Source organism: Streptomyces sp. NPDC007971 (assembly GCF_042958635.1).
In the GTDB taxonomy this organism is placed as follows: domain Bacteria; phylum Actinomycetota; class Actinomycetes; order Streptomycetales; family Streptomycetaceae; genus Streptomyces.
The window spans coordinates 342613-359955 of the sequence record NZ_JBIBJK010000003.1 but is presented as its reverse complement, the minus strand read 5'-3'; the positions used below and the strand labels follow the sequence as shown (position 1 = coordinate 359955).

The window sequence follows — 17343 nt, the reverse complement described above, 5'->3', positions numbered from 1 at the left end:
CGAGGGGGGCAGGGCGGCGCGCCGTCGGCGTCCTCTCAGCCGCGCGGAGCCACGTACAGCGTCTGCGTACTGCGGCCGAGCGGACCTTTCTCGTCGTGCAGGGCGGACTCGGCCAGCCCGATGCCCGCTCCGTCCACCATCGACCGGGCGTCCAGGCAGACCCACTCGCCCTCGGGATGGCGGTGCAGGCCGACGGTGAGGTCGGGGTTGATGAAGACATAGCGGTGGAAGTCCAGTTCGGTGCTGACGCCGTTGCCCGAGTCGGCAGCCGTCAGCACACGACTGAGGGGGGTGATCTCCTCGCCCGCGACCAGGGGGACCCGCATGCGCATCCAGGCCGTGGCCGGGCCGCGTTCGAGGAACGAACCGGCGGTGAAGCGGATGTCCATGGCGGTGTGGTAGCCCTGGTCCCACGGGACGGGGAAGAACGGTTCCGGCTGCGCCTCCTCCGGCCCCGGCACCTGCCGGCCCGGCGAGACCGCCGGTACGGCATCCGGTGCCGCCTTCATCAGCAGGGCCGTCGCCCGCATCACTTCCTCGCCGCCGTCGGGTGCCAGACCGGCCTCGACGAGTTCGACGCTGCGCCCGGCCCGCAGCACGCGTGTGGTCACGGTCAGCGGCCGGATCGGGACGGGCCGCATGATCTCGAAGGTGAGCCGGGCGACCCGCAGGTCCGGACGTGCACCAGGCCGTTCCTCCACGGCCAGCCCCAGCAGGGCGGCCGCCGGTCCGGCGTGCTGGGAGTCGGGGTCCCAGGGCCCGCGGGTGCAGGCGGTGGGCAGGAAGCGGCCGGGGGCCTCCCGCTCGTAGAAGGCCTCGGCCTGCGACGTCGGCATTGCTGTCCTTCCCTGTCGCTCGGACTGTCCGCCACCCATGGTACTAAGCGCTTGCTCATTCGATGGGGGATCGGCCCCGCCAGGGCTTCACCCGCCCACGGGCCGGCCGGGAGAAGACTCCCTGGCGGGCGAGGGGCACTGCGACGACACCGCCACACGGCCCCGGCGGCCCGCCGGACGCAGCCGCCCCTCACCCGCTCCAGGACCCGTTCAGCGCATGGTGGTCAGAACTGCTCGACGAAGTACGGCTCGACCGTCATCCAGCCATTGCCCGACGCACCGTTCAGCCGGCCCGTGGAGTTCTTGGACAGGGTGTACCAGGACTCCACGTAGTCGGGGTCGTCGGTGAACCAGGAGTCGGGCATCGCGCTCAGGACCGCGTTGACCAGCGGGATGTAGGCGCCCTGGTCGGTGACGGTGAGCAGAGCCGTGGTGAGCGCCTGGGCCAGCGCCTTGTAGTTGGTGCCGTCGTCGTCCTCCATCATCACGACGTCGGCCAGGTTGTACTTGTAGTTGGACCAGTTCACCAGGATCTGGTTCGGGGAGTAGACGGTGTTGTCATAGTCGAGGTACGGCATGTCGACCGAGTCGACGCGTGCCTTGCCGTCCGTACCGAAGCCGGTCACCAGGGAGAACATCTCTGCGGCGCCCTTGAACCAGGGCTCCTCGTCGTCCTTCACCTCGACGGCTGTGACCTTGGTGGCCCACCAGCCCGCCGCCGCGGTGTTCGCGGACGCGGCGCCGGGCGCGTCGAGGCCCTTGTCCGCGAACGCCTTGTCCAGCACCGCCAGTCCGGCCCGGTGGGCCTTGGAGACGTCGACGTCCAGGATGTAGAGGGGACGCTCGGGCACCCGGGAGGTGGCCACGGCATGGGCGCGTCCCCGGCTGTCGTACGCCGTGAGAGCCCTGGCATGGTCGTCGGCCGCCGCGACGGCGACCCACGGGGTGACGCCGGCACTCAGGTGCCGACGCATGGCGGGCGCACCCAGGCGCAGGCGCAGCAGCGATCCGGTCGACGCGGGCAGGCCTTTGAGTCCCACGATGCGTCTGTTCGCGGCGGTGACCGAGGTGTGCAGATGTCCCGCCGCCGGCCCGTCGGCTCCGGCGGCCAGGTTCTGCAGGTCGACGTCTCGTGCGCCGAGCGCGGCCGAGCGCACCTGCGCCCGCCACTGCGGATTGCGGAGCGAGGAGGCCAGTGACCGCGCGACGGCCTGCTCGGTCTCGTGGACCGGGGACGGCCGGAACGCCGTGGGCCGGCCGCTCGTGTCCGCCGCCGTCGAGGCGGAGGCCGGCTGGGCCGCGCCGGCGGCTATGCACAACATCACGCCGATCAGGGCGCCACGTCGCTTCAATGCTCTGCTCACCATGCTCCTTCTGCTGTGGCTGCGGCCGCATCCTCATGGAGGGCGGCCGCAGGCCGGCGGTCGGCGGACCCGAGGGTTCTCGGGCGCCGTGTGCGATGAGGGCTTCACACCCCGCGTCCTGCCGAGAAGACGACAGCCCGGGTTGATGCGTTCATGACATTTCGGTGCTCCTCCGGTCGGCCGCAGCATGCTTCGACGTGGTGCGCGTACTGCTCCGGGCCGGCAAGGAACGCCGTCACCGGCCACGGTCCGCTTCCGTCGGCCGCGGCCGACGGATCGGAACCGAGTGGCTGAGTGGTTCAGTGGATCAGCCACTGATGCAGTGAAGCAGTCGGCGAAAGACCCGTCAACTCCCCTGTCGAACACACGTGTTGCCGCCCGTTGCGGCCCGGAGCCCCCGACCCCGCTCGGTGGCCCCGCCATGCCCGTGGGCTCGGCGCGAGGCCGCCCGACCGGCCGGGCGGCTCCTGCCTGTCAGCCGCCGACAAGGGCGACGAGCTTGATGAAGACCAGGTCCGGATCGGCGCCGAGATCCACGACTTCGTCGAGGTCGTCGACCTGGCGGTCGCCGGCCAGCACGAAGAAGCCGTTGGTCAGGAAGGCACGCTCGGCGATGTCGGCCTGGCGCTCCCAGTCGATGCGGCGGGGCTCACGGAGCCGGTAGCCGTTCAGCTCGGTCTCGGCGTCGTCGGGGCGGACGAGCCCGTTGAAGCGATGGCCCGGTCGGGCGTTGTGCCGGGCGACCTCCTCACGGACCCTGAGCCTGATCAGCTCCCGTACGGTCAGCCGTTCCGGCAGCCCGGCGACCTTCCACTCGGTGACCGGCCTGCCCGTCGCGGTCTCGTCCCGGAACGTCACGGTGGCCATCAGGCACCTCGCTTGATCTGCATGAGGATGGACTCGTCGGTGATCTCGGTGTCGGCGGCGAGCAGCATCGCCTTGCTGAGGACGAGGGAGAGCCGGTCGTCCTCGAACGGCAGGAACACCTTGCCGTCCCCCGTGCGCCGTGCCGGCACGATGCACAGATAGGCGGCATCCGGTTCCATCAGGATGTTGCCCGAGCCCAGATGGATCCGGTACGTGCGCAGATCGCCGCGGACGACCAGGAAGCGCCCGTCGAGCGTGCACCGGTCGGCGATCCTCAGGCGCGGCAGGATCCGCTGGAGGGCGTCGCGGCGCGCCGCGGCGCTCTCGGTCAGCTCGGCGAAGGAGGCCCGCTCCCAGTAGGCGCGCGCGGGACCGCCGTCGGCCCAGTCCGGGTCGGCGGCGATCGAGGTCACGCCCACGAAGAGGTCCACGTCGCGCATCGCCTCGCTGAACACCAGCGGGGGCACGTCGGCGAGCGGTGCCTCGCGCCAGGCGCCGCCCTCCGCGCGGCGGTCGAACCGCACCCGGTCGGTCGAGGCCAGTTCGTCCTCGCCCGCCCAGTCGGCCCAGGTGTGGAAGAAGCGGACCCGCCACTCCCCCGCAGCGAGGGTGCGCTCGGCCTCGTCGCCGTCCCCGTCGTCCCAGGGGCCGAGCCGGCCGCTCTTCCATCCCCGGGCCCGGAACAGGGCGAACATCGTGCGGTAGCGGACGAGGTGGGCCGCGAAGCGGTTGGAGTGGACGCGGGTCTCCTCCTCGGCCGGGGTGAGGAGGTAGATCTCGCGGAACGCCTGCTTGAACGGCTGCCGTATGCATCGCTCGATGAGCAGGTCCCGCCAGGCCCGCACGGCCTCGGGGGCGGAGCGGAGCGGGTGCCACAGCCGTACGGAGGCGTCGTCGGGTGCGTCGGGCAGCTGCTCGTCCGCCTCGGGCAGTACGGCCCGCCACTCGCCGGGTGCGACCTCGATCTCCCAGATCAGCCGGCGTACGAGGGTCCGGGCGAGGGGATGGCCGGCCAGCTCGGTGCGCCACCAGCCGTAGGGGTGCACGGCGTCGGCGGTGAAGCCGCCCTCCAACGCACGTACGAGGGTGACGAGTTGGGCGTTCACCCGCTTCACCAGGTCGCGCAGCTCCTTGACCAGGGCGACGTGGTCACGGCGGACCGCCGCGGGGACGCTGCGCAGCGCACGGCCGTCCTTCTCCCAGGTCAGCGTGGCGGTCTCGGCGACCCTGACGACGGCCTGGTGGTCGCCGGCCGTCCGGCGCAGGACGCCGCCCACGGCCGAGCCGCCGGTGGACGCGGTCTCGAACCCCATCCTCGGCAGCCGCAGCGCCACCTCGGTGCGCTCGGCCAGGGCTGCGTCGACCTTCTTGAGCATCTTGTCGAGCTGCTTGGGCACCCCGGCGTGCCGGACGGTCCGGCGCACCGTACGGATCGCGGCGACCAGCTCGGGCGTCGGGAAGTCCTCGGCGGCGCGGACCACCTCGTACAGCAGGGCCTGCGACGGAAGCGTCCGCGCCGCCGTCGGAGCGAGGGCGACGCCCGGCAGCAGCCGCTCGAACAGCTCCGGCAGCCACGGTTCGTCGCGCAGCAGCGCCACCCGCAGGGCCTGTCCGAGCGAGGTGACCTCCCGGTCGCCGAACGCCTTGTCCGCCCGGTAGGGGATCTCGCCGGTCCGGATCGCGTCGGTGCGGTCGGCCGCCGCCTCCAGCGCGCGGCGGGCGAACGCCACGTAGGCGGGGCTGTCGGCCGATCTGCGCCACAGGTGCGCGAGCGGCGAGACGAACCTGTGGTCCCGGTCGATCCCGGACAGCAGTGTCTGTTCGGTCGGGGTGAGGCCGGCGATGACGGTGATCTCGTCCGCGACGATGGGGCCCACTTCACGGGTGAGGCGTTCCACGGCCGCGCGCAGGTGCCCGTCGCCGGCGAGTGCCGCGACCGCGAGCAGCGCGTACGGCTGACGCACCGAGTCACGCTCCAGCCAGAACCCGACCAGGGCGCGGGCCGGTTCGGACAGGTCGGGCAGCGGTCCTGTGCAGTGTTCCAGCGCGCCGAGGCCCAGGGTGAGGTCCGCCCCGCCGCGCTCCTGACACTGTTCGACGAGTGCCTCGAACATGCGGCGGCACGCGTCGGGCGTGTACCGCGGCTGCCGTTGACGGGCCGCGTCCTCGACCGCGAAGCGGACCGCCGTTCGCGGGTACGTGGCCGAGGCGTCCAGTCGGTGGGCCGCCACGAAGAGGCTGCCGAGCTCCTCGTCCGAGACCTGCGACAGGTCCGGGTGTCTTTCGTCCTCCCCGAGGGTGAAGTCCGGGTCGGTCAGCGCACGCGTCAGCCGGGCTGCGAGGTTCATCGGGCGCCCCTCCTGATCTGGTGGACGATCGTCGGGTCGGTGATCCTGGTGTCCGCGGCGAGCAGGAACGCCTTGCTGAGGATCAGGGAGAGCCGTTCGTCCTCGAACGGCAGGAAGACCTTGCCCTCGCTCCTGCCGCGTGAGGGCACGATGCACAGGTAGGTGTCGTCGGGTTCCATCAGGATGTTGGCCGAGCCCAGGTGGATCCGGTACGTGCGCAGATCCCCGCGGACGAGCAGGAAGCGCCCGTCGAGCGTGCACCGGTCGGCGATCCTCAGACGGGGCACGATCCGCTCCAGCGCCGCACGGCGAACCTCTGCGTTGGCCGTCAGCGCACCGAACGTCGCCGTACGCCAGTACCCGGCGAAGCGGTCCTCGCCCCGGTCGGACCAGTCGGGATCGGCGGCGATCGACGTCACCCCGACGAACAGGTCGACGTCCCGCATCGCCTCGCTGAACACCAGCGGGGGCACCTCCGCCGCAGAGGCCTCCCGCCAGCGCCGGCCGTCCCGCCGTTCGAAGCGGACCTGGTCCGTCGCGGCGTGCTCGGGCGCGTAGCCTCCGCCGTAGTCCGAGGCGGGCTCGTGGTGGAAGCAGGCCCGCCACCGCCCGTCGCCGAACTCCGCCCGCGCCAGCCCGTTGTGGCCTCCGTCGTGCGGGCCGAGGAAGTTGGCCTGCCAGCCGCGCTCCTTGAACAGCGCGTAGAGCTGCCGGTAGTGGACGATGTGGGCGGCGAACCGGTTGGAGTAGATGCCGCTCTCCTCCTCCGCCGGGGTGAGGACGTAGATCTCCCGGAAGGCCTGCTTGAACGGCTGGCGCAGCCGCTCGGCGACGAGCCGCTCGCGCCATGCCCTGATGTCGTCCGCCGAGGCCCGGACGGGATGCCACAGCCGGACGCGCTCGGGCCGGCCGGGCGGTGCGGCCGTCGGCGCGACCGCGTGCCAGTCTCCGTCCGCGTCCCGGAACTCCCAGATGAGGCCGCGGACGAGAGTCCCGGTGACCGGGTGGTCGCGGTAGTGGCGGCACCACTCGTCGTACGACCACTCGCGCCCGGCCGACATCAGCGCCTCGACGCGGGCACGTTCGCCGGAGAGCGTCCCCCGCACCTCCTTGGCCAGGGCCTTCAACTCCTGCAGCTCGTAGTGGAAGTCGTCCATTACCGCTGCCGGCGCCGTACGGGACGTCCTGCCGTCCGGGCGCGTGAAGGTGAGCCGCACGCTCGCCCCTTCCTCGATCGCCACCCGTATCCGGTGGCCGCCCAGCTCCCGTTCCAGTGAGCCGTCCGGCGCCAGGCCGTGGTCCGGCACGCTGCGTTCGACGAGCTGCTCCGCCGTGATGCCCTGCTTCCCGGCCGCCGTCACCAGTGCGGTGTCGAGCTGTTTGCGCAGAGCCCGGTTCCCGATCCGCAAGCGCAGCCGCCACAGCGATTCCAGCGAGGCCGGATCACCGGTCTCGGCCAGCGCGTTGATCGCCGCGCCCGCGAGTCTGAGGTCCTCGATCACGTCGGACCCGGGGCCGCCGGCTCGCAGCGCGAGCAGGCCGAGGTGCTGCACCGTGGCCGGGCCGCCGGTCAGCGTGGCCGCCCAGACGGCGCCGCGCGCCAAGTCCCCGTCGCTCTGCTGGACGAGGTAGTGGTAGTGGTGGCCGCTGTCCAGCCAGGCGGTGTGCGCGCCGCTGTCCGTGCTGCACAGCGGGTCTTCCTCCGCCAGAGCCCGCAGGACGCCGGCGGCGAGGTCGTGCGCCGATGCCGCGCCCGCGAGGTCGCGGCAGATCCGCCGCCACTTCTGCGTGGGGCGCGGCGCCGACAGGCTCGCCAAGTGCCGCAGGAAGTCGGCCAGTTCCGGCGTCGGAGAGGTCTTCGCACGGTCTCTCAGCGAAGCGGCCCACGGGGCGTGGGCAGGAATCAGCCCCTCGGGAACGTGTCCGTCGTCCGCGCTCGCGAGCAGCGGACGTTCCGGGGGATCGGCGAGCCGGCCGACACGGCGGAGCGCGGCGGACCGCACGTCGTCGAACGAGTCGTTGCTGCGGGAGTCGGCCGCCAATGCGTCGTTGGGCATGGCGCGATGATGACAGGGGGGACTGACAACGGCGTTTTCGGCCGTCTTGTGACCGGGCTCGTTAGTTGACACAAGGCAATGCTCGTGACCTGCACTGATGCCAACTGGCTCTACCGTCTGGAGGTACCGGATCAGCAAGATGGTTGGCACTTTGGCACAGCGCAGGTCACAAGGCATCTCACCGAAAACCCGCGTCCCATGGCGATAGTCGCTCGGTACGCAGGTCCTTCCGGACCTTCCAGCGCTCGGAGTACGCCGAGCGACGTCAGCACGACCAGGCACAGCGTCAGCGAGCCACCGAAGACGCCACCGCCGTCCAGGAACGCCGGGCCCCTCGGGGTGTTCGGCATGTGGTGGAGGAGACCCGCCACGATACTTGACACCGAGAGAGAGATTTAACCGTCCGAGAACCTTTCCGGTGATCGAACCTTGGCACGCAGCACTCAGCCCGTTCGGGCAGCCTGGCTGTGCGGCTGCGGCGCGAGCAAGACGTGCTCGCGCGGATGCGCGGCACCGAGGACCGGATCGCGGACGCGATCACCGCCTTCGCCGGCACCATGCCTTTCGTCTATGTCCACGCGGCGTGGTTCACCGTCTGGATCGTGTGCAACGAAGGCGTGTTCGGTCAGGAGGCCGTCTGGGATCCCTTTCCCTTCGGGCTGCTCACGATGATCGTCAGCCTGGAGGCGATCTTCCTCTCCACCTTCGTCATGGTGAGCCAGAACCGCCAGGCCGCTCGCGAGAACATCCGCGCCGACCTCGACTTCGAGACCAACGTGCTGTTCCTGAGTGTGATGTCGACCTTCTCGGCGCTGCCCGACGGTTCGGCGGACGGCCACCAGGCGGTGAACCGGTTGTTCTGGATGGTGGCCTGGATGGTGCGGCCGCCCTCGTGCAGGGTCACGGCCCTGACATCGGATCCCACAGAGCCCACGAGGTAGTTCACGCCGGTCCGTGCCGGCGCAGTCCTGAGGGGCGGCGTCCCAGCGGCGCAGGGCGACCCGGGGGCGACCCCGCGCGGTCCACCAGGCCTCCAGACAGAGGCTCTTCGCCCGGGTCGCCGTCGCCTCGGCCCTGCGGGACGGCACCATCCGCCTCCCGTTCGGCTCCGCCCGGACCTCTCCGGTCGCCGCGGCCGACGTGGCGGAGGTGATCGCCCATCTCCTGCTCGCCCCGTCCTCGCCGCCCCGCCGGGTCTACGAACTGACCGGGGCGCACTCCCGCGACATGGCAGCCATCACCGCCGAGTTCTCCGCAGCCCTCGGCCGTCCCGTGACCTACGTCGACGTGCCGTACGAGGAGTGGCTGGAGGGCGCCCTGAGGAAGCAGGACCTGCCACCCCACGTCTTCGAGCACATCGCCACCATGGCAAGGCTGCACCGCGAGAACCGCTACGACCGCGCCACGAACGACGTCACCGAACTACTCGGACGCCCTCCCCTGGGGTTCGACCATCTCCTGCGGAACCTACCCGCCGCGTAGCACTGGCAGTGGAGTTGCGATCCAGCTTCGCCGCTTGTCAGGGCTGCTCGGTGCCTGCGCGCTTGCGGGCACGATAGTTGCGCAGGTTGGCCGCGTTACCGCAGACGCGGACGTCATGCCACACACCACTGTTGTTGCGGGAGCGGTCGTAGAACGACGTCGCACAACGTGGGTTCCGACATGTCTTCAGGCGGCGCAGGGTGTCGGTGCACTGGGCCTGGTAGGCCTCGATGAGGGCGAGCGACGCGACCTGGCGCCACCCTGTGCCCCGCGGTTCGGCATGGATGCGCCCGTGCGCGTCGAGCCGTAGAGCGGTGGGCAGCGTCATGAGCGAAGCAACAGGGCCGGGGTGGGGTGACGACTCATTGGTCGGCGCCTGCACGAGCCGGTTGAGGCCATGGCGCAAGTCCCGTAGCCCCTGTACATCCTCGGCTGTCAGGGCGATGCCGGGGGCGGGTCGGTGGGTCGCGCCGCTCCAGCTCTCCAGCGCCTGGTCGAGCCACGCGCCGGCGTCCTCGACGGACTCCAGCAGGTCGGGGTGGCGCGGTCGGCCGGCGGAAAGTGTGTTGAGCAGGTCCTGTACGAAAGCCAGCCCGCCCGGGGCGGGCTCCAGGTCGTACCGGACCGTCGCAGTCCAGGACATTCTCTGCTCTCTCTTCACAACGTGGCCACTACGTCAACATTGCCATAATTATTTCACCTATTACTTCTCAAGTATAAGCGGGCGAGCGATTCGCATCGTTCCGCTTGATCCAGGCACATGTCATGGCCTGCTCTTCCGTGGCTGGCCACCGCGAGCCCATCTGGTGAACAGAAGTGTCGCCAGGACGGCTATCGCTTCGCCGTACCGACACAGCTCCGCTATGAGGTGGGCGAGAGATGACGGCGGAACCAGTCGGCCGCCGCGTCCGGCGCGACGCGCAGCAGGCCCTTGCGCTTCAGCCCGTGCTCCTTCACGCCTGCGTACCCGTGAGCCATCGTGATGGCCGGGTGCGGGCCGGGACCGTCCGGGAGGAACAGCCAGCCGCGCAGTGTGACGCCGCCCTCCGCGGCGAAGGCGATGTCCGTACGTTCCGGCATGGTGTGTGCCTCTCAGTCCGCGGGCGGTCGCGCCGGCTGCCGGTCGCCCTCGTAGAAGTAGGCGGGGTCGACCTGCCCCTGCAGGCGGGCGCGCAGTGCGACGGAGAAGCGGAGTGCGGCGCCCAGGGGCCGGTGATGGATCGCGGCGCGAACGATGTGCCCGTCGTCGTCCGCGGTCAGGATGGTCACGCTCTGGATCGGCATTCCACTGAACGCTGTGGCTTTCCATTCCAGGTAGGTGCGCGGTCCGTCGGAGCTGTCGTGGGTGAATTCGAGGGACTCGTAGATGCCGCTGGCGGCGGCCAGCACCTGCTTGACCTGCTCGCGGCCCTCTATGGGTTGGGTGAGCACGGTGGCCTCGAGCACGACGTCCGCGGCGAACGCCTCCGCGAAGGAGTCGGCCGCCTTGTCGCTGAAGGCCGTCGTCCATCGCTGCTGTCCTGTGCGTGGAGCCGCAGGGGCGGCGGCCTGTGCCCTGGCGAGAAACGCGTCGAGCAAGGCGGCGACCGCGGTGGGCTGCTCGATGTGGGCCCAGTGTCCGGCTCCGTCGACTGTGGCCACATCGGCCGCGACGTACCAATCGCATACCTGCTGGGCAGCCTCAGCAGTGACGAATCCATCGTCGGCGCCCCGGATCACGAGCACGGGCCCCGTGTAGTGACTGTGCTTCTCCGCGCCCTGATGGCGCGTGTCCCAGCAGTCCACCAGCGCGCGCACCACCTCCGGGCGCACCCGCCCGCCGATCACCGTGAGCCGGTCGAGGTCCGCCTCGCCGAGGCCGCTGGAAAGCCGCCGGCGGAACTCTCGCCCGGCACGTGGATCGCTGCACAACTCGCGGAGGAATCCGGCGGTCTGCGCCGGCAGGTGGGTGTCCGCCAGGGGCACCGGCGTCACCAGGACCAGCCCGAGCGTGCGCTCGGGACGCGTGGCGGCCACGTGTTCCACGATCGGCGCGGTCATGCTGTGGCCGACGAGTACCACCGGCTTGTCGAGGGCGTCCACGACGGCCCCGACCTCGGAGACGAACCGGTCCAGCGTGAACGGGCCGTCGGCATCGGTGCGTTCGCCGAGACCGGTCAGATCGAGTTGCACCGTCTCGACGCCCACGCTGCGCAACTCCCCGACCACACCGTCCCAGACGTACTGGTCGTCGAGGAATCCGTGGACGAAGACCACCGCCCGACTCCCCGCGCCGCCCCGGCGAAGCCGCACGTCGGTGTCCGCGACGCGTTCCGTTCTCACGTGCCTCACTCCTTCCCGCGTTCGGTGGTGGCTCCCGAAGGCGACCACTCGGCGGTGTCGATGGGGGACCATCCCGTCGCGCGCCCGTCGAGACGCGACACGCGCCGGTCCTGGAATGTCCTCAGCACGTTCTCGTCCAGAGGAGTGGTGAAGACGTTGTCGACGACCGTGTACTCGGCGGCCAGGCGGCCCACCACCGGCAGCGCCGCCGTGTCGATGCGCCCACCTTCCAGATAGAGATCGTCCCTGATGTGGAACCGGACGACCTCTCCCCATACGACGTGGTCGTGCAGGTCACCCACAGCAATGATTCGGTTCACCACGCACTCGAAGGCGATCGGTGCCTCCTTGATCCGGGGCGGCCGGACGACCTCGCTCGGGGCCTTCTCCACTTCCAACGCTGCGAATTCGTCGATCTCGGAGTCGAACTCGTGGGCCGAGCGGTGCAGTTGGTCGGCCAGGGGCAGGACCGCCAGGTTGGTCACGAACTCGCCGGTGTCGCGGATGTTGACGAAGGTGTCCTTCAGGGTCACTCCGTCGGAGCGCGGCTGCAGGGTGATCGAGACCATGGGCGGTTTGCGGCCCACCGCGGTGAAGAAGGAGATCGGTGCGAGGTTGGCGACGCCGTCCGTGGAGACGGTACTGACCCAGGCGGACCGCCCGGGGCAGGATGCTGCCGATCAGCAGCTTGTAGGCGGACGTGGCGTCCACGTCGCTTCCGTCAATGATCATGTGTAGTGCTCCGCATCGTTGTGCCGATGAGCCGGTGCGACCGACCGGGCAGTGGGCTGGTGGGGGCGTCGGAACCGGCTACGGGGCAGCCGGACTGCTCGTCAGCCTTTGGCGGACCGGGCCGAGCCCCACAACGCGCCCTGATTGACCCGCCCGGGATGCAGTTCCAGCATGCCGCGATAGAGGTCGACGGGGGTCGTGGTGCGCTCGGCGACCGCCTCGAAGTCGCGCAGGTACCGCCGGGTCTCGGCGACGGTCGCCGGGTCGTCCGGGCGGCCCGGCCTCTTGTGTCCCGCGACCACCGCCCGCGGGTGCAGCGCGGCGATGGTGTCGAGGGCGTCGAGCCAGGATCGGCGGCCCTCGGCGGGCGATTCGGCGAGGTAGAGGTGGACGTCGTTGTAGACGGCGTCACCGGCCACGACCAGGCCGATGGAGGGCACGTGCAGGCACGTGGTGTCGTCGGTGTCGGTGTGTCCGAGCCCCACGACGACGAGGTCGTCGCCCTCCAGGTCGAGGCGGTCGCCGTCCAGCGGTTCCGCGGCCACCAGCCTGTCGGGGATCTGGCCGGGGAAGCGCTTGCGCCAGAACGACGCGACGAACTCCGGCGCCATCTGCTTCTCCATCTGCCGCACCACGGCCGGCGTCGCCACGGCACGCGCCCGCGGGAAGCGCTCGAGGAGGGTGCCCAGCCCGAACCAGTGGTCCCCGTGCCCATGCGTCACAAAGACGGTGGTGAGGTTCTTGCCGCTCGCCGCGACCCAGTCGGCCAGCCGCCCGGCCTGCTCGGCGGTCATCAGCGCGTCGACCAGCACAGCATCGCGTTCGCCTGCGATCAGCGTCGCCGTGATGGGCGACCACATGCGCCGCGGGAGGTCGGGCGGCAGGTCCGTGATCTCGGTGGGGATCGACGGCGCCACGTGGACACTCCAGGTCAGAGGTGCTTCGGGCATCGTTGCGTCCTTGGGTCCCTGGGGCGGCTACACCCGTGTGCAAGAGATCAGTCACGTGGCCGCATCGAAAGGTGTCGTGACTGCCCCGCCCTTCTGTGAAGGTACTCGCCCGTTTCGAAAGAGGCAAAACAGATATGGCTACGTCTGTAGTGCATGTTGGACTGCTACACGCGGCGGATCCCATGAATATGCAGGCCTAGTTGCAACACGGCGGGCCATATCCTCACCGCCCGGCAGCGAAAGATGTAAAATTACTACGCTCATTTCGTTGGATTCACGCGGTACCTGTCCTGTCCCGCATCGCCGATGTCCAGCCCGGCCTGCCGGCAGGCGGCTGCGCGGCCCCACACCGCCCCTGAGGAGGCGCCATCATGACCGCACCCGTGCCGAGCCCACTGGCGTACGAGGTCTACGTCTCGGAGGGGACACCGCGGGCCGGCGAGGAACGCCTGCCGAACGGTGACAAGCTCCACTCCTCGCCACTCGCCACGACGCTGATCTTCGGCCGGGAGGACGCCGTACTGGTCGACCCGCCCCTCACCCGCGAGCAGACCCAGAGGGTCGGCGACTGGATCGAGCGGTCCGGCAAGCGCCTGGCGTACATCTACGCGACCCACGGGCACGGCGACCACTGGTTCGGCACCGCGGATCTCGTGGAGCGATTCCCCGGCACCACCGTCTACGCGACGCCGGGCACCATCGGGGTCATGCGCCGGCAGGCCACCAAAGGGCGTGAAGAACTGTGGGACAAGCAGTTCCCCGGTCTCCTTCCCGACACCCCGGTCCTGGCCCAGCCCATCCCCGCAGAGGGCTTCCTGCTGGAGGGGAACGTCGTCCAGGCGATCGAGGTCGGGCACACCGACACCGACGAAACCTCCGTTCTGTACGTACCGTCCATCGGCCTCGTCGTGGCCGGCGACGTGGCCTACAACGGCGTACACCAGTACATCCTCGAAGGCGGGAACGGGGGCCTGCAGGAGTGGCTCAAGGCCCTCGACCGGGTCGCCGCTCTGGAGCCGAAGGCCGTCGTGGCGGGCCACAAGAACAAGGACCTTCCCGATGATCCCGCCATCCTGGAGCAGACCCGGCAGTACCTGCTCGACGCCATCCGGCTGCTCGGCCAGAAACCTACGGCCCGCCAGTACTTCGACCAGATGATCGCGCTCCATCCGGACCGTCTGAACCCGGGTCCGGTGTGGTACGGGGCGGTCGGGCTCCTCGGAGAGTGACCTGCCGAGATCCACACGGAAGTGCGAGCCTCAGCGCCCTGTGCCGGCTGGTCTGGGCGCCTGAGCCGACGGTCGAATGGGTGCGAGGCGCGCAGCCGCCGGTCCCGCCCAGCACGCGCCGCGTACGGGCCGATGTCAGGTGAACCGAGCGTTGCTGACGTCGATGGAGACCATCGTCTGGTCCAGGATCGGGCGGTTGTCCGCAGCGCCTCGGTAGGCCCGGCGTCTGGTGGGCAGACGGATCCCGTCCGCTTCCACCATGTCGTAGACGTACTGTGCTGCCGCAAACCCGCCCGCGATGTCGACGTGATAGTCATGCCGACGCAGGAGATGGTCGGGGCCGAAGTAGAAGTCCTGCTGGGTGCTGTGGCTGGCGATGCCGGGCGGGAAGGTCGCGCGCAGCCCGCGCCAGAGTTCGTCTCCTTCCCGCCACGGTTCGATTTCGGTGACGGTGAAGCCGGGCATCACCAGGAGGAAGGGCGTCGTGAGATACGTCCACAGCGCGTATCCGTTGAAGTAGGCGCGGTCCAGTGGGTCCCAGGGGGTGCTGAGCTCGTGGCCTGTGAACGACTTCCGCGGTTGGGTGCGTTCGGCCACGACGCGACCGTCGCGTTTTTCGATGCTGATGCGGTCGGCTGTGAAGTCGGTTCTCTGGTCGGGGGCGCCGAACGGCATCACGGCGGCGTGCTGCTCATGCAGCCAGACGGTCATCTCCCGGGGGGTGGGGTCCTGCGGCATCCCCTTGATGACGAACATGTCGCCACCGCTGACGATGGTCGCGCGGACCATGGTGAGTGCGTTCCAGCGGTCGAGGCCGCCATGCGCGTCGAGGACCTCCGCGAGCAACGTGTTCATGTCGGTCTCCTGCTCGGTCGCGCCAGGGGGAGGCGGCCAAAGGGACGTCGATCGGGCGGCCCGGCTTCGGCGACGCAGCCGCAGCCGCAGCCATGCGATCCGCGGTGACCCTCGCAGGCCGGGCGGCTCTCTCATCGTTCACTGGTTCGTCGGCGTCACGCACCCCGGGCGCTGATCCTCAGGGCGCTGCAAGCCCGGGCGGAACTGTCGTGGACGGCAAGTATCCGCTGGTCAAACCCGTCCCCAGCGTTGGCGTGGCGGTTTGACGCAAGTCCACCGGCGGCTGTCGTAGGGGTTCTCTCGTACCGGCCGGCGTGCAGAGCCTCGGATGGCGCCGATCTGCGGCGGCGCAGCCCCTGGCAGCCGGGCAAGCTGGAAGGCGGAGGTGGTTCCCATGGCCGGTGAGACGCCGCTGATGGTCGTGGACGGCGGGGGCGTGGTCGTGCAGTGGAGCCACCAGGCGGAGGAGTTGTGGGGGCGTCCGGCGGGCGAGGTGGTCGGGCGTCCGGCAATCGACCTGGCCAGCCATGTCCCCGCGCCAGGCGGTGGCGACGTGGAGCGCTGCACGACGTGACAGAGCAGGAGAAGGAACGCCGCGGAGTCCAGGCCCTCCATGCCGTCCGCGAGCGGGTGGGACAAACCCTGGATGTCGTGGCCACCTGCCACGAGTTGGTCCGCGCGCTGGTCCCCGGGTTTGCCGATATCGCCGTGGTGGAAGTGGTGGAGCCTGTGGTGCGCGGAGAGGAACCACCGCTGAGCCCGCTGGGACGGAATGTGCCGTTGCGTCGGGCCGCCTTCGGGAACAGCGGCGGGGATCAGCAGGCCCGGGCGCATCCGGTGGGAGATGTCCGCGCGCTGCCGTTCCCGACCCCGTACGCGCAGGCGCTGGCCGACCTCAAGCCGCGCACGATTGCCCTCGGCCCCGACACGCCCTGGCTGGCGGCCGATCCGGCGCGGGCCGAAGCGATTCACGCATCCGGCGCACGTTTCCTGCTCGTCGCACCGCTGACGCTGCGCGGAAAGGTGCTCGGGCTGCTGAGTCTCTACCGCACCCAGCGATCCGGCAGATTCGACGAGAAGGAACTCGCCCTCACCCTGGAACTGGCCACGCACACCGCCCTGAGCATCGACAACGCCCGCCGCTACATCCGCGAGCACACCATCGCTGCGACATTGCAGCGCCATCTGCTACCCCCGGCATCTCCGTCCCAGACCGCGATCGAGACCGCCGACCTGTACGTGGCCGACGACCGGGGCGTGGGTGGCTGGTCCAACACCTGCGCCCTGCCCGGCGCCCGCACGGCCCTGGTCGTCGGGGAAGTCGCCGGCCACGGCATCCACACCGCCGTCACCATGGGGCAGCTGCGGACCGCCATGCAGTCGCTCGCCGCCCTGGACCTGGAACCCGACGAACTCCTCGCCCGGCTCGACGACACCATGACACGTCTCGCGCGCGAGCGGAGGGCGCTGCCACTCGGCGACCCCCTGCGCGACGAGCCCCTCAGCGCGACGTGCCTGTGCGTGCTCTACGACCCGTTCACCCATACGTGCACCATCGCCTCAGACGGACGCCGCCCGTCGTCGCCGGCGCCGCTTCCAGCACCCGAGTGGTCGACATGGCCGCCGGAGCCGCCCTCGGCGACGGAGGAGGTCCCCCGTACGCCACCACCACCGTCACTCTGGCCGATGGAGACGTCCTCGCCCTCTACACGGCCTCGCTCCTGTCTGCGGCACGGCCCGAGGACGGCACAAGCGACACGCAGCCGCTTCAGCGCTTGCTCGCCGACACCGACCGGCCCCTGCAGGACCTGTGCGACGACATCCTCTACCGACTCCGGACCGATGCTCTTCCCGGCGACGCCATCCTTCTCCTCGCCCGCACCCGCCCCTTCCCCGCCGACCGCGTCGTCACCTGGCGGCTGGACGATGAGCCCACCGCTCCTGCCGTCGCGCGGCGCCACGCCCGGCGCCAACTGACCGGCTGGGGCGTGGACGAGGACGCTGCCTACGACACCCAGGAAATCGTCAGCGAGCTGGTCACCAACGCCCTGCGGTACGGCGCGCCGCCCGTGCAACTGCGCCTCATCAACGACCGGACGCTCACCTGTGAGGTCCACGACTCCGGCATCTCCGCTCCGCGGCTGCGCCACGCACGGACGGTCGACGAAGGCGGCCGCGGCCTGTTCATCTGCGCCCAGCTCGCACACAACTGGGGTATCCGCTACACCGACAACGGGAAGACGGTCTGGACCGAGCAGGCCCTCCCGTCACAGCACCCGTAGCGCCCCTCCGACGAGGAAT

General features: G+C 70.3%; 15 protein-coding genes and 2 pseudogenes. 6 read left to right on the top strand and 11 right to left on the bottom strand.

Going from position 1 to position 17343, the window contains the following annotated elements; translation table 11 throughout:
- Nucleotides 1–35: 35 nt before the first annotated feature.
- From ACFZCP_RS08475 to ACFZCP_RS08455, 5 genes are all read right to left on the bottom strand, one after another.
- Nucleotides 36–836, bottom strand: a complete 801-nt coding sequence (locus tag ACFZCP_RS08475) for an acyl-CoA thioesterase domain-containing protein (RefSeq protein WP_391425252.1) — start codon at nt 834–836, stop codon at nt 36–38.
- Nucleotides 837–1060: 224 nt separating this feature from the next.
- Complete coding sequence (locus ACFZCP_RS08470; protein ID WP_391425250.1) at nt 1061–2203, bottom strand: DUF3103 family protein; 1143 nt, start codon at nt 2201–2203, stop codon at nt 1061–1063.
- A 471-nt stretch (nt 2204–2674) separates the two neighbouring features.
- Nucleotides 2675–3067, bottom strand: a complete 393-nt coding sequence (locus ACFZCP_RS08465; RefSeq protein ID WP_391425248.1) for a hypothetical protein — start codon at nt 3065–3067, stop codon at nt 2675–2677.
- Entirely contained in the window at nt 3067–5415 is a 2349-nt protein-coding gene (locus ACFZCP_RS08460) for a DUF4132 domain-containing protein (protein WP_391425246.1), read from the bottom strand. Before ACFZCP_RS08460 ends, ACFZCP_RS08465 begins: the two co-directional genes overlap by 1 nt.
- A complete protein-coding gene (locus ACFZCP_RS08455) occupies nt 5412–7472 on the bottom strand; it encodes a DUF4132 domain-containing protein (RefSeq protein ID WP_391425244.1) in 2061 nt (686 codons plus the stop codon). The genes ACFZCP_RS08460 and ACFZCP_RS08455 overlap by 4 nt, the downstream gene beginning before the upstream one ends.
- Nucleotides 7473–7975: 503 nt before the next feature.
- Here ACFZCP_RS08455 and ACFZCP_RS08450 point away from each other — a divergent pair.
- The gene (locus ACFZCP_RS08450; protein WP_391425514.1) at nt 7976–8413 is read left to right on the top strand and encodes a DUF1003 domain-containing protein; all 438 of its coding nucleotides are present in this window, start codon (nt 7976–7978) and stop codon (nt 8411–8413) included.
- A 208-nt stretch (nt 8414–8621) separates the two neighbouring features.
- Nucleotides 8622–8954: a hypothetical protein gene (locus ACFZCP_RS08445; RefSeq protein WP_391425242.1), complete on the top strand. Its 333-nt coding sequence runs from the start codon at nt 8622–8624 to the stop codon at nt 8952–8954.
- 37 nt (nt 8955–8991) lie between these two features.
- On the opposite strand, the gene ACFZCP_RS08440 is transcribed toward ACFZCP_RS08445, so the two are convergent.
- From ACFZCP_RS08440 to ACFZCP_RS08420, 5 genes and pseudogenes are all read right to left on the bottom strand, one after another.
- Nucleotides 8992–9597: a CGNR zinc finger domain-containing protein gene (locus ACFZCP_RS08440; protein WP_391425240.1), complete on the bottom strand. Its 606-nt coding sequence runs from the start codon at nt 9595–9597 to the stop codon at nt 8992–8994.
- A 218-nt stretch (nt 9598–9815) separates the two neighbouring features.
- A complete protein-coding gene (locus tag ACFZCP_RS08435; protein WP_391425239.1) occupies nt 9816–10034 on the bottom strand; it encodes a hypothetical protein in 219 nt (72 codons plus the stop codon).
- Between the two features lie 12 nt (nt 10035–10046).
- Nucleotides 10047–11276 (bottom strand): alpha/beta fold hydrolase, encoded by a 1230-nt coding sequence (locus ACFZCP_RS08430; protein WP_391425237.1) that lies wholly within the window; start codon nt 11274–11276, stop codon nt 10047–10049.
- 5 nt (nt 11277–11281) lie between these two features.
- Nucleotides 11282–11884, bottom strand: a pseudogene (locus tag ACFZCP_RS08425) (flavin reductase family protein); the annotation flags it as partial.
- Nucleotides 11885–12109: 225 nt separating this feature from the next.
- Nucleotides 12110–12958, bottom strand: coding sequence for an MBL fold metallo-hydrolase (locus ACFZCP_RS08420; RefSeq protein ID WP_391425235.1), 849 nt, complete (start codon nt 12956–12958; stop codon nt 12110–12112).
- Nucleotides 12959–13329: 371 nt separating this feature from the next.
- Between ACFZCP_RS08420 and ACFZCP_RS08415 the strand changes: the two genes are divergently transcribed.
- Nucleotides 13330–14187 (top strand): MBL fold metallo-hydrolase, encoded by an 858-nt coding sequence (locus ACFZCP_RS08415; protein ID WP_391425234.1) that lies wholly within the window; start codon nt 13330–13332, stop codon nt 14185–14187.
- Nucleotides 14188–14322: 135 nt separating this feature from the next.
- Here the strand turns inward: ACFZCP_RS08415 and ACFZCP_RS08410 are convergent, their stop codons facing one another.
- Complete coding sequence (locus ACFZCP_RS08410; protein ID WP_391425232.1) at nt 14323–15042, bottom strand: hypothetical protein; 720 nt, start codon at nt 15040–15042, stop codon at nt 14323–14325.
- Nucleotides 15043–15436: 394 nt separating this feature from the next.
- Between ACFZCP_RS08410 and ACFZCP_RS08405 the strand changes: the two genes are divergently transcribed.
- The 3 genes and pseudogenes from ACFZCP_RS08405 (at nt 15437) to ACFZCP_RS08395 (ending at nt 17324) form a co-directional block, all read left to right on the top strand.
- Complete coding sequence (locus tag ACFZCP_RS08405; RefSeq protein WP_391425231.1) at nt 15437–15616, top strand: PAS domain-containing protein; 180 nt, start codon at nt 15437–15439, stop codon at nt 15614–15616.
- A pseudogene (locus ACFZCP_RS08400) lies at nt 15613–16865 on the top strand (PP2C family protein-serine/threonine phosphatase); the annotation flags it as partial. The gene ACFZCP_RS08405 and the pseudogene ACFZCP_RS08400, both read left to right, overlap by 4 nt.
- 165 nt (nt 16866–17030) lie before the next feature.
- On the top strand, nt 17031–17324 hold the full coding sequence (locus ACFZCP_RS08395; RefSeq protein ID WP_391425512.1) for an ATP-binding protein: 294 nt from the start codon (nt 17031–17033) through the stop codon (nt 17322–17324).
- Nucleotides 17325–17343: the final 19 nt, after the last annotated feature.

What these genes read in the sequence shown, in the direction of transcription:
- ACFZCP_RS08475 (WP_391425252.1), bottom strand. Translation starts at nt 836, where the DNA reads ATGCCGACGTCGCAGGCCGAGGCCTTCTACGAGCGGGAGGCCCCCGGC.
- ACFZCP_RS08470 (WP_391425250.1), bottom strand. Translation starts at nt 2,203, where the DNA reads ATGGTGAGCAGAGCATTGAAGCGACGTGGCGCCCTGATCGGCGTGATG.
- ACFZCP_RS08465 (WP_391425248.1), bottom strand. Translation starts at nt 3,067, where the DNA reads ATGGCCACCGTGACGTTCCGGGACGAGACCGCGACGGGCAGGCCGGTC.
- ACFZCP_RS08460 (WP_391425246.1), bottom strand. Translation starts at nt 5,415, where the DNA reads ATGAACCTCGCAGCCCGGCTGACGCGTGCGCTGACCGACCCGGACTTC.
- ACFZCP_RS08455 (WP_391425244.1), bottom strand. Translation starts at nt 7,472, where the DNA reads ATGCCCAACGACGCATTGGCGGCCGACTCCCGCAGCAACGACTCGTTC.
- ACFZCP_RS08450 (WP_391425514.1), top strand. Translation starts at nt 7,976, where the DNA reads ATGCGCGGCACCGAGGACCGGATCGCGGACGCGATCACCGCCTTCGCC.
- ACFZCP_RS08440 (WP_391425240.1), bottom strand. Translation starts at nt 9,597, where the DNA reads ATGTCCTGGACTGCGACGGTCCGGTACGACCTGGAGCCCGCCCCGGGC.
- ACFZCP_RS08435 (WP_391425239.1), bottom strand. Translation starts at nt 10,034, where the DNA reads ATGCCGGAACGTACGGACATCGCCTTCGCCGCGGAGGGCGGCGTCACA.
- ACFZCP_RS08420 (WP_391425235.1), bottom strand. Translation starts at nt 12,958, where the DNA reads ATGCCCGAAGCACCTCTGACCTGGAGTGTCCACGTGGCGCCGTCGATC.
- ACFZCP_RS08415 (WP_391425234.1), top strand. Translation starts at nt 13,330, where the DNA reads ATGACCGCACCCGTGCCGAGCCCACTGGCGTACGAGGTCTACGTCTCG.
- ACFZCP_RS08410 (WP_391425232.1), bottom strand. Translation starts at nt 15,042, where the DNA reads ATGAACACGTTGCTCGCGGAGGTCCTCGACGCGCATGGCGGCCTCGAC.
- ACFZCP_RS08405 (WP_391425231.1), top strand. Translation starts at nt 15,437, where the DNA reads ATGGCCGGTGAGACGCCGCTGATGGTCGTGGACGGCGGGGGCGTGGTC.